This is a genomic window from Thermoactinomyces sp. CICC 10522 (genome assembly GCF_016055075.1).
In the GTDB taxonomy this organism is placed as follows: Bacteria; Bacillota; Bacilli; order Thermoactinomycetales; family Thermoactinomycetaceae; genus Thermoactinomyces_A; species Thermoactinomyces_A daqus.
In genome coordinates this window covers 69,104-79,231 of record NZ_JAECVY010000011.1, presented here as the reverse complement: position 1 = coordinate 79,231, position 10,128 = coordinate 69,104, and the positions used below count along the sequence as shown (strand labels likewise).

Annotated in this window: 9 protein-coding genes, 1 rRNA gene and 1 riboswitch; all 10 genes read left to right on the top strand. The window is 52.8% G+C overall.

The window, feature by feature from the left end:
• A 5S ribosomal RNA gene (rrf, locus tag I8U18_RS13765) occupies nucleotides 1–98 on the top strand; the annotation flags it as partial.
• Nucleotides 99–388: 290 nt separating this feature from the next.
• A riboswitch (purine riboswitch) is annotated at nucleotides 389–490 on the top strand.
• A 127-nt stretch (nucleotides 491–617) separates the two neighbouring features.
• Nucleotides 618–1,079, top strand: a complete 462-nt coding sequence (gene purE / locus I8U18_RS13760; protein WP_033101387.1) for a 5-(carboxyamino)imidazole ribonucleotide mutase — start codon at nucleotides 618–620, stop codon at nucleotides 1,077–1,079.
• On the top strand, nucleotides 1,076–2,272 hold the full coding sequence (gene purK, locus I8U18_RS13755) for a 5-(carboxyamino)imidazole ribonucleotide synthase (RefSeq protein WP_052154274.1): 1,197 nt from the start codon (nucleotides 1,076–1,078) through the stop codon (nucleotides 2,270–2,272). Before purE ends, purK begins: the two co-directional genes overlap by 4 nt.
• Nucleotides 2,273–2,397: 125 nt before the next feature.
• The gene (gene purB, locus I8U18_RS13750) at nucleotides 2,398–3,696 is read left to right on the top strand and encodes an adenylosuccinate lyase (RefSeq protein WP_033101363.1); all 1,299 of its coding nucleotides are present in this window, start codon (nucleotides 2,398–2,400) and stop codon (nucleotides 3,694–3,696) included.
• A 93-nt stretch (nucleotides 3,697–3,789) separates the two neighbouring features.
• A complete protein-coding gene (gene purC, locus I8U18_RS13745) occupies nucleotides 3,790–4,509 on the top strand; it encodes a phosphoribosylaminoimidazolesuccinocarboxamide synthase (RefSeq protein WP_033101362.1) in 720 nt (239 codons plus the stop codon).
• Nucleotides 4,502–4,753 (top strand): phosphoribosylformylglycinamidine synthase subunit PurS, encoded by a 252-nt coding sequence (gene purS, locus I8U18_RS13740; protein WP_033101361.1) that lies wholly within the window; start codon nucleotides 4,502–4,504, stop codon nucleotides 4,751–4,753. Before purC ends, purS begins: the two co-directional genes overlap by 8 nt.
• Nucleotides 4,754–5,437 (top strand): phosphoribosylformylglycinamidine synthase subunit PurQ, encoded by a 684-nt coding sequence (gene purQ / locus I8U18_RS13735; protein ID WP_198056431.1) that lies wholly within the window; start codon nucleotides 4,754–4,756, stop codon nucleotides 5,435–5,437.
• 10 nt (nucleotides 5,438–5,447) lie between these two features.
• Nucleotides 5,448–7,715 carry a phosphoribosylformylglycinamidine synthase subunit PurL gene (gene purL, locus I8U18_RS13730; protein ID WP_198064843.1) on the top strand — a complete coding sequence of 756 codons (2,268 nt, stop codon included), beginning with the start codon at nucleotides 5,448–5,450 and terminating at the stop codon, nucleotides 7,713–7,715.
• Nucleotides 7,679–9,097, top strand: coding sequence for an amidophosphoribosyltransferase (gene purF, locus I8U18_RS13725; RefSeq protein WP_033101359.1), 1,419 nt, complete (start codon nucleotides 7,679–7,681; stop codon nucleotides 9,095–9,097). Before purL ends, purF begins: the two co-directional genes overlap by 37 nt.
• Nucleotides 9,094–10,128, top strand: a complete 1,035-nt coding sequence (gene purM, locus I8U18_RS13720) for a phosphoribosylformylglycinamidine cyclo-ligase (protein WP_033101358.1) — start codon at nucleotides 9,094–9,096, stop codon at nucleotides 10,126–10,128. Before purF ends, purM begins: the two co-directional genes overlap by 4 nt.

Genomic DNA, 10,128 nt, shown 5'->3' with positions numbered 1-10,128 from the left:
AGGGGATCCACCCGTTCCCATCCCGAACACGGAAGTTAAGCCCTCCAGCGCCGATGGTACTTGGGGTTCACCCCTGGGAGAGTAGGTCGTTGCCAGGCATAAGAAAAACCCATCTCAATTGAGATGGGTTTTTTGTGTTTTTGAGCGGAAAATGCCAAGATCAGGCGTTGTCCGGGTCAAGCGAGAATCTTATTGCATTGGCACACGGTTCGCAATTGGAGCCAGAATTGAGATATATGGGGAATGTTCATGATCCACTGGAACAAGTTCATTTTACTTGATTCAATGTCTTTTTGATTCCTATGATAAGCGAACACTACCATTAATTTTTAATTTCAATGTTCGCTTTTTTGTTGCGTTGTTCCCGTTTTGTTGTTACACTGGAACTGAACAAAATAATTTGCTTTCTCATATATGCTCAGGAATATGGCTTGAGCGTTTCTACCAGGAAACCGTAAATTTCCCGGCTATGAGAAAAGTTGAACGGTTAGGCGGAAAACAAGCCTAATAAGTAGACTTTCTCTGGCTTTTATTGGGAAAATCTGCTAATTAGGCTTGTTTTTTATTTGTTGATAAAGGAGGAGCATCCATTGAATGATATAAAAGTCGGTGTCATTATGGGAAGCACTTCCGATTGGCCTACGATGCAAAAAGCGTGTGAAGTACTCCGGGAATTGGAAATTCCTTATGAAGCCAAAGTGGTTTCTGCCCACCGGACACCTGATGAGATGTTTCATTATGCTGAAACGGCTGAGAAACGCGGAATTCAGGTAATTATCGCCGGAGCCGGAGGGGCCGCTCACCTTCCCGGAATGGTTGCAGCGAAAACAGTGCTCCCGGTGATTGGCGTTCCGATCAAAACGTCCTCTTTAAACGGGCTCGATTCTTTGCTGTCCATTGTGCAAATGCCTGGCGGGGTGCCCGTCGCGACTGTGGCGATCGGCAATGCCGGCGCAGTCAATGCCGGGATTTTGGCTGCGGAAATGCTGGGAATGGCGGATTTGAAGATACGCTCGCGCCTGAAGGAGCGCCGTGAACAAATTCGCGCACGTGTCATTGAAGAAAGGGATCTGGAATGATCGAAACAAAAGGACAGATGAAAGTGGTCGCTCCAGGACAAACGATCGGGATTTTGGGAGGCGGTCAGCTCGGACGTATGACGATTCTTGAGGGGCAGAAGATGGGCTTGCAGTTTGTCACCATGGACCCCGCAACTGATTGCCCCGGAGGACAAGCGGCCCAGTGGCATATAGCCGCTCCCTATGACGATCTTCATGCGGCGAACCGGCTGGCTGAAAAGGCCGATCTGGTTTTGTACGAATTTGAAAATATTGACCCGGCTGTCGTCAAATTTCTGGAAACGAAAACACATGTGCCGCAAGGAAGCCGGCTGTTACAAACGGCGCAGCATCGCATATTGGAGAAAACAACACTGCAAAGAGCCGGGATTCCCGTTACCGACTTTGTTCCTGTAAAGAGCCGGGATGATTTGATCCGGGCACTCAGGCAGATCGGCCTTCCTGCCGTGCTGAAAACGGCCACAGGCGGTTATGATGGCAAAGGTCAATGGATGTTGCGCACAAAACCGGATCTCGATTTGTTGCCGGGGGATTTGTTGGACGGGAGCAGGGAATTGATCTTGGAAGCTTTTATCCCCTTTGTCAAAGAGCTCTCCGTCATTGTCGCCCGCAATCCGCAAGGGGATTTGGCCTCATTTCCGCCGGCGGTCAATCTGCATCGAAACCATATCCTCCATATGACGGTTGTTCCCGCGCCGCTGGCTGAGCCGGTCAAAGCGCAGGCGATCGCAGTGGCTGAACGGGTTGCGGAGACGCTGCAGGTGGTGGGTTTGATTGCGGTTGAGATGTTTATGCTGAAAGACGGACGGCTTGTTGTCAACGAATTGGCACCACGCCCCCACAACTCGGGACACTACACCTATGATGCCTGTGCCACCTCGCAATTTGAGCAGTTTGTGCGCGCCTCCCTCGGGTTGCCACTGGGGCCGACGGATCTTTGCAAGCCGGCGGTGATGGTGAATATTTTGGGTGAACATGCAGATGCTTTCAGACAAGCATTTCCATCTCTTCCCGGTCACGTGAAATTTCATTGGTACGGAAAAAAAGAAGCGAAAAAAGGTAGAAAAATGGGTCATGTCACGGTATTGGCAGAGAGCGTCAATCAGGCGCTGGAGTGGATCGAGTCTTCGTCGATTTGGCCGCCTTTGACGAGCGAAGAGAAAAAGGTTATTTATGATAGAGATTATTTTTAATCAAATATAATCATGCATTGCAGTCCTGAACCCGAGGGGAGCGGGGATCATAAGGAACGCCGAGAAGGAAGGCGCCCCGCGATCTGACCTGCGATGCATCTTCACAGAAAAGGTGGGACCTGATTGTGATTCAACGTTATACGCGCCCCGAGATGGGATCGATTTGGACAGAAGAAAACAAATACCGCGCCTGGCTGGAAGTGGAGATCCTGGCTTGCGAAGCATGGGCGGAACTGGGGATCATCCCGAAGAAGGATGTAGCCCTGATCCGGGAAAATGCCAAGATCAACGTGGAGCGGATCTATGAAATCGAACAGGATACTCGTCACGATGTCGTGGCATTTACCAGGGCGGTGGCGGAGACACTGGGGCCGGAATCCAAATGGGTTCATTACGGTTTAACCTCGACGGATGTGGTGGATACCGCGCTTTCCTATCTGTTGAAACAGGCAAACGAAATTTTGTTGCAGGATCTGGACCGTTTGATCGCCGCTCTCAAAGAGAAGGCTAAAGAACACAAATATACGGTGATGATGGGACGCACCCACGGCGTGCATGCCGAACCGACAACATTCGGTTTGAAAATGGCATTGTGGTATGCCGAAATGCAGCGGAACCGCGAGCGGTTTGTCAGAGCAATGGAGACCGTCGCCGTCGGCAAAATCTCCGGAGCAGTGGGGACGTATGCCAACATTGACCCGTTTGTCGAAAAATATGTGTGTGAAAAATTGGGACTGAAAGCGTCGCCCATTTCAACGCAAACCCTGCAACGCGACCGTCATGCGGAATATATGGCCACCTTGGCCTTGATTGCCACCTCTCTTGACAAATTTGCGACGGAAATCCGCGGATTGCAAAAGAGTGAGACGCGTGAAGTGGAAGAGCCCTTCAAAAAAGGGCAAAAGGGCTCATCAGCCATGCCGCATAAACGCAACCCGATCGGGTGCGAAAATATCAGCGGGCTGGCCCGCGTCATCCGCGGTCACATGGTCTCGGCGTATGAAAATGTTCCGCTCTGGCATGAACGGGATATTTCCCATTCATCCGTGGAACGGGTGATTCTGCCGGATGCCACGATCCTGCTTAACTATCTGCTGAATCGCTTCACCGGCATTATCCGTGACCTGACCGTATTCCCCGAGAACATGAAACGAAATATGGAGCGCACGTTTGGATTGATCTATTCCCAGCGGGTTCTGTTGAGCTTGATCGACAAAGGCTGGACACGGGAAAAAGCGTATGACCGTGTCCAACGTTTGGCCATGCAGGCTTGGGAAGAACAGCGCCCGTTCAGACCGCTGGTGGAAGCGGATGAGCAAATCACCCAAACGCTTTCGCCCCGGGAGATTGAGGATTGTTTTGATTACCACTACCACTTGAAACATGTGGACACCATTTTTGCCCGCCTCGACTTGGATGAATAGAGAGTCAGCGGGAAGAAGGCGGAGCGGAAGGCAGAGTGGATTTCCACTGCCTCCGCTTTCTCCCAAAACTCCGCAGAAAGGGGCTTTTGCAGGATGAAACCGGAAACTCTCCTCTATGAGGGAAAAGCGAAACAATTGTTTTTAACGGAAGACCCGGCGATTGTCCGCGTTCGCTACAAAGATGCGGCAACGGCCTTCAACGGTGAAAAAAAGGCAACGCTCGCCGGAAAAGGAGTCCTTAATAACCGAATTAGTGCATTCTTCTTTCAATTATTAAGGGAACAAGGAATCGCAAATCATTTTATAAAAGAAATTTCGCCAATTGAACAATGGGTGAAAAAAGTTGCCATCATCCCGTTGGAAGTGGTGGTCCGCAATGTGGCTGCCGGATCGCTTTCCAAACGGCTCGGATTGACGGAAGGAAGCCCCTTGCGCCATCCGGTGATCGAGCTCTACCTCAAAGACGATGCCTTGGGTGATCCATTAATCAATGAGGATCACATTTCCGTATTGGAAATCGCCACGGTTGCACAGCTGACAGAGATGAAAGGGACGGCGCTGAAAGTGAATGAGGTGCTGCGAAACTTCTTGGCGCAAAAAAATATTTTGCTCGTTGATTTCAAGTTGGAATTTGGTGTGGATGATTCGGGAGATGTGATGCTGGCCGATGAAATCTCCCCGGATACGTGCCGTTTTTGGGATATGGCGACGGGGAACCGGATGGATAAGGACCGCTTCCGTCGCGATTTGGGGAATGTCATCGAGGCTTATGAAGAAATCTGGAACCGCCTGGGAGGAAGAGAAGATGTATAAAGCAACCATCTTTGTCACCTTGAAAGAGAGTGTATTGGACCCGCAGGGAGTCGCTGTGAAAGGATCGCTTCATTCCCTGGGTTATGCCGAAGTGAAGGATGTGCGGATCGGCAAGCGGATTGAAGTGTTGATTGAGAGCGATAATCGCCGGAAGGCGGAACAACAAGTGCGTGAAATTTGCGAAAAGGTATTGTCCAACCCGGTGATTGAACAATTTCGCTTTGAGCTGGAGGAGGTGGCGTAAGTGAGGTTTGCCGTTCCCGTTTTTCCCGGTTCGAACTGCGATCTGGATTGCGTTCATGCGATCGAAGATGTATTGCAGGAACCGGTTGAACCCGTTTGGCATCGGGAAGAGGATGTGTCCCGGTTTGATGCCATCATCCTTCCCGGCGGTTTTTCGTATGGAGACTATCTTCGCACCGGTGCGCTGGCCCGGTTCTCTCCAGTTATGAAGGGCGTGAAACAGGCGGCTGAATCGGGCAAATTGGTCATCGGCATTTGCAACGGATTCCAGATTCTTTTGGAAATGGGATTGTTGCCGGGGGCGATGCTGACCAATGATCATTTGCAGTTCCGCTGTGAAATGCAAACACTGACCGTCGAAAATGCAGAAACACCGTTTACCTGCAAGTATGCTCCGGGAGAGGCGATTCGCATTCCGATCGCCCACATGTCCGGCAACTATTTTTGCGACCCGTCGACTCTTGCCGAATTGAAGCAAAACGGGCAAATCGTTTTTCGCTATGCCGGTGACAACCCCAACGGCTCGATTGAGAAGATTGCCGGAATTTGCAACCGGAAGCGTAATGTTCTCGGCATGATGCCACATCCAGAACGGGCGATCGCGGATTGGATGGGATCGGAAGATGGGAAAAAACTGTTTCAATCCATGTTCGCTTATTGGAAGGAGAATTGCGGTGCAGCGTGAACAAACAGTGATGAAGAGCAAAAGCGCCATTTCCGAACCGGCGCCGGAAATCATTCGCGAGCAGAAGTTGTTTAAAGAGATGGGTTTGACCGAAGCAGAATATGAACAGATCATCGGGCACCTCGGCCGCTTGCCCAACTGGACGGAAGTGGGGATTTACAGCGTGATGTGGTCGGAGCATTGCAGCTACAAAAACTCCAAACCGCTGCTCAAACGCTTTCCGACAGAAGGACCCCGCGTTTTGCAAGGGCCGGGTGAAGGGGCCGGAGTGATCGACATCGGGGACGGTCAGGCGGTTGTGTTTAAAATCGAGAGCCATAATCATCCTTCCGCGATTGAGCCGTTTCAGGGAGCGGCCACCGGGGTTGGCGGCATCATCCGCGACGTCTTTTCGATGGGGGCCCGCCCGGTTGCGCTGCTCAACTCGCTTCGCTTCGGGAATCTCTCCTCCCCGCGTGTTCGTTATCTGTTTGACCAAGTGGTTGCGGGAATCGCTCATTACGGAAACTGCATCGGCATTCCCACCGTGGGCGGTGAAGTGATGTTTGATGACTGTTATGAGGGAAATCCGCTGGTCAATGCCATGTGCGTCGGTATTTTAAACCACGAGGATTTGCAAAAAGGAATCGCCAGCGGAACCGGCAATCCCGTCATTTATGTTGGTGCAAGCACCGGACGGGACGGCATTCACGGAGCCACCTTTGCCAGTGAAGAACTGAATGAAGGGTCGGAGGAGAAGCGCCCGGCCGTGCAAGTGGGCGATCCGTTTATGGAAAAATTGCTGCTGGAAGCATGTCTGGAAATGGTGAAAAAAGGAATTCTCCTCGGGATTCAGGATATGGGGGCCGCAGGGCTCACTTGCTCCAGCGCGGAAATGGCGGCAAAAGGCGGTCAGGGTCTCGATTTGAACCTCGATTTGGTTCCGCAGCGGGAAGAAGGAATGACCCCGTATGAAATTATGTTGTCTGAATCGCAAGAGCGGATGCTCCTGGTGGTTGAACAGGGACGGGAACAGGAAATCAAGGAGATCTGCGATAAATGGGGTTTGCAATCCGCTGTCGTCGGACGGGTGACGGAAGGCAACCGCTATCGCATTTTCCATGGCGGGAAAATCGTAGCCGACATCCCGGTCAATACGCTGGTGGATGACGCACCCGTTTATGTCCGGGAAGGGCGTGTGCCGGATTATTACCAGGCATACCAAAATATCCGGGCCGAGGAAGCGTTTTTGGATGTCTCGCCGCAGGAGGCGCTGGACAAAGTGATTTCGTCGATTAACACCGGCAGCAAACGCTATGTTTACCGTCAATATGATCATATGGTGCGCACCAGCACGGCGGTTTGCCCCGGATCTGATGCGGCCGTGATCGTGGTTCGCGGAACGGAGAAAGCACTGGCGATGTCCACGGATGGGAACGGGCGCTATGTTTATCTCGATCCGGTGCAAGGAGGAAGAATTGCCGTGGCGGAAGCGGCGAGAAATGTGGTATGTGCCGGGGCGGTCCCGCTTGGCATTACGGATTGCCTCAATTTTGGAAATCCGGAAAAACCCGAAGTGTACTGGCAGCTGTCGCAGTCGATCGACGGAATGGCTGAAGCGTGCCGCATTCTGGAAACCCCCGTCGTCGGCGGCAATGTAAGTCTGTACAACGAAACCAAGGGAGAGCCGATTTACCCGACTCCGGTGGTGGGAATGGTCGGATTGGTCGAAAAACGGGAGCATATAACCACTTCTGCCTTTAAGCGTGCGGGAGATGCGATTTTGCTGTTGGGAGAAACGTTTGCCGAATTGGGAGGAAGCGAATTGCAGCATGCTCTTACCGGCGAGGTGCGCGGACGGGCTCCGGTTTGTGATCTGGAGAAGGAGAAAGCCCTGTACAAAGTAGTGCTGGCTGCAATTCAAAAAGGATGGGTATCCTCTGCGCACGATGTCTCTGAAGGGGGATTGGCCGTAGCCTTGGCGGAATCCTGCATTGACGGGCAAAAAGGAGCAGAGGTAACGATTCAGACCAGCCTGGCTCCGATCGTTCATTTGTTTAGCGAAAGTCAGTCGCGCGTGATTTTGAGCGTACCGGATGAATATGTGGAAGAAGTTCATCAGCTTGCGGAAAAAAACGGGGTTGCCTGCAGCTGGATCGGCCGTGTGACCCAGGAAGCACACCTGTCGATTGCGGTAAATGGAACCCGGGTGATTGGGAGTGACGTTGCGGAACTCACAAAACGTTGGGAGGAAGCCATTCCATGCGCGATGAATCCATCTTCGACCTTGACGAACTGAATGAAGAGTGCGGTGTCTTCGGCATCATCGGTCACCCTGAAGCTGCCCGCCTTACGTATTACGGGCTGCATGCCTTGCAACATCGCGGGCAGGAGAGCGCGGGAATCGTCAGTACCAACCATGACCGCTTTTTTGTGCACCGGGGTACGGGATTGGTGACCGAGGTATTCGACCAGGAGATCATTCGTTCCTTCCAGGGTGAGACAGCGATCGGACATGTTCGTTATTCGACAACCGGGGGAACAGGACTGAGAAATGCCCAGCCGCTCGTATTTAACTATGTAAAAGGCGAACTGGCTTTGGCCACAAACGGCAATCTGGTAAACGCCGGACGCCTGCGTCAGGAACTGGAAGCCGAGGGATCCATTTTTCAGACGACGACGGACACGGAAGTGATCGCCCACCTGATCGCCCGCTCGCGTGCCGGCAGTCTGGAGGAAGCGGTTAAAGAGGCCTTAAACAAAGTGACCGGGGCCTATGCCCTCTTAATCCTGACCAATGACAAGCTGATTGCGGCACAGGACCCTCACGGATTAAGACCGCTGTCACTGGGCAAAATTGGAGACGCATTGGTTTTTGCCTCGGAGACGTGTGCATTTGATGTGATCGGGGCTGAGTTCGTCCGTGAAGTGGAACCGGGTGAAATGCTGGTGTTCGACCGTGAGGGAGTCCGATCGCTTTCGTTTGCCCCTGAGCGGGAACGGGCCGGCTGTGTGTTTGAATATGTCTATTTCGCACGACCGGACAGCATTATTGGCGGGGTGAACGTGCATGCCGCCCGCAAGCGAATGGGCAGCCGTCTGGCAAAAGAAGCTCCCGTTGAAGCTGATGTGGTGACCGGGGTGCCCGATTCCAGTACATCAGCGGCGATCGGTTATGCGGAAGCTGCGGGAATTCCGTACGAGATCGGTCTGATCAAAAGCCGCTATGCCGGCCGTACCTTTATTCAGCCGAATCAGGAGTTGCGGGAACAAGGCGTAAAAATGAAATTGAGTGCAGTGCGCGGCGTGCTGGAAGGAAAGCGGGTCGTGATGGTGGATGATTCCATTGTCAGGGGGACAACCAGCCGCCGGATCGTGCAAATGCTGCGGGACGCGGGAGCGACCGAGGTGCATGTGCGCATCAGTTCACCGCCGGTGAAACATCCCTGTTTTTACGGCATCGATACCCCGGATCGGGACCAATTGATCGCGGCTTACAAGTCGGTGGAAGAGATCCGCAAGGAGATTGGCGCCGACACCCTCGCTTTTCTGAGCACCGACGGGCTGATTGATGCGGTTGAATCAAACGGAGGGGGCCAAAAGCGCGGGCACTGCCTGGCTTGCTTTACGGGCCGGTATCCGACGGAAATCGAAGAACTGGTTTTGGAGGGCAAACGATGAGCAAAGCATACAAAGCGGCCGGTGTGGATATTGATGCCGGAAATGAAACAGTGGATCGCATCAAAAAACATGTAAACCGAACCAGGCGTCCTGAAGTGATCGGCGGAATCGGCGGATTTGGCGGCTTGTTCGCCTTAGATCCATCCTATCGTCAGCCGGTGCTCGTGTCTGCAACCGACGGGGTCGGCACCAAATTGAAAATCGCCTTTGCCCTGAACCGCCATGACACCATCGGGATCGACTGTGTGGCCATGTGCGTGAATGATGTGGTTGTTCAAGGTGCCGAACCGCTGTTTTTCCTCGATTATCTGGCAACCGGAAAATTGTCTCCCGCAGTGGCTGAAGAAATTGTCAAAGGGATTGCCGACGGATGTGAACAGGCGGGCTGCGCGTTGGTCGGCGGTGAAACGGCTGAACTGCCGGGCCTGTATAACGGGGGAGAATACGATATCGCCGGTTTTTGCGTCGGAGTGGCCGAACGGGACCGACTCCTGCCCAGCAAGGATATCGAGGCGGGGGATGTGCTGATCGGATTGGCTTCCAGCGGTCTCCACAGCAATGGTTTTTCGCTGGCGCGCAAAGTTTTGCTACAGGATCGGGCATTCTCCTGGGATGAAAAAGTTCCCGGAAGCGGACAAACACTGGCGGAGGCGTTGCTGATCCCGACGAAAATCTATGTCAAAACCCTATTGACGCTCTTTCAAAAGCACAGAGTGAAAGGAGCCGCTCATATCACCGGAGGCGGATTGGTGGAAAATGTCCCCCGCATGTTGCCGGATGGCCTTGAAGCGCAAATCGATCGCCGTACCTGGGATGTTCCGCCCATCTTCAACTGGATTCAGGAATGTGGCGATCTGGCAGAAGAAGATATGTTTCGCACCTTTAATATGGGCATTGGCATGGTGATCGCCGTTCCGGCCGAAGAAGAGGAGGCAGTTTTGCAAACGGCGGCCGGTTGCGGTGAAAAAGCGATGGTGATCGGGAAAGTGGCGCAGGGGAAAAATGGAGTAACTTGGACGGAGGAGGCTTAA

Bases quoted from the DNA above. Each gene is read 5' to 3' on its own strand.
- purE (WP_033101387.1), top strand. From the start codon at position 618: ATGGGAAGCACTTCCGATTGGCCTACGATGCAAAAAGCGTGTGAAGTA.
- purK (WP_052154274.1), top strand. From the start codon at position 1,076: ATGATCGAAACAAAAGGACAGATGAAAGTGGTCGCTCCAGGACAAACG.
- purC (WP_033101362.1), top strand. From the start codon at position 3,790: ATGAAACCGGAAACTCTCCTCTATGAGGGAAAAGCGAAACAATTGTTT.
- purS (WP_033101361.1), top strand. From the start codon at position 4,502: ATGTATAAAGCAACCATCTTTGTCACCTTGAAAGAGAGTGTATTGGAC.
- purL (WP_198064843.1), top strand. From the start codon at position 5,448: ATGAAGAGCAAAAGCGCCATTTCCGAACCGGCGCCGGAAATCATTCGC.
- purF (WP_033101359.1), top strand. From the start codon at position 7,679: ATGCGCGATGAATCCATCTTCGACCTTGACGAACTGAATGAAGAGTGC.
- purM (WP_033101358.1), top strand. From the start codon at position 9,094: ATGAGCAAAGCATACAAAGCGGCCGGTGTGGATATTGATGCCGGAAAT.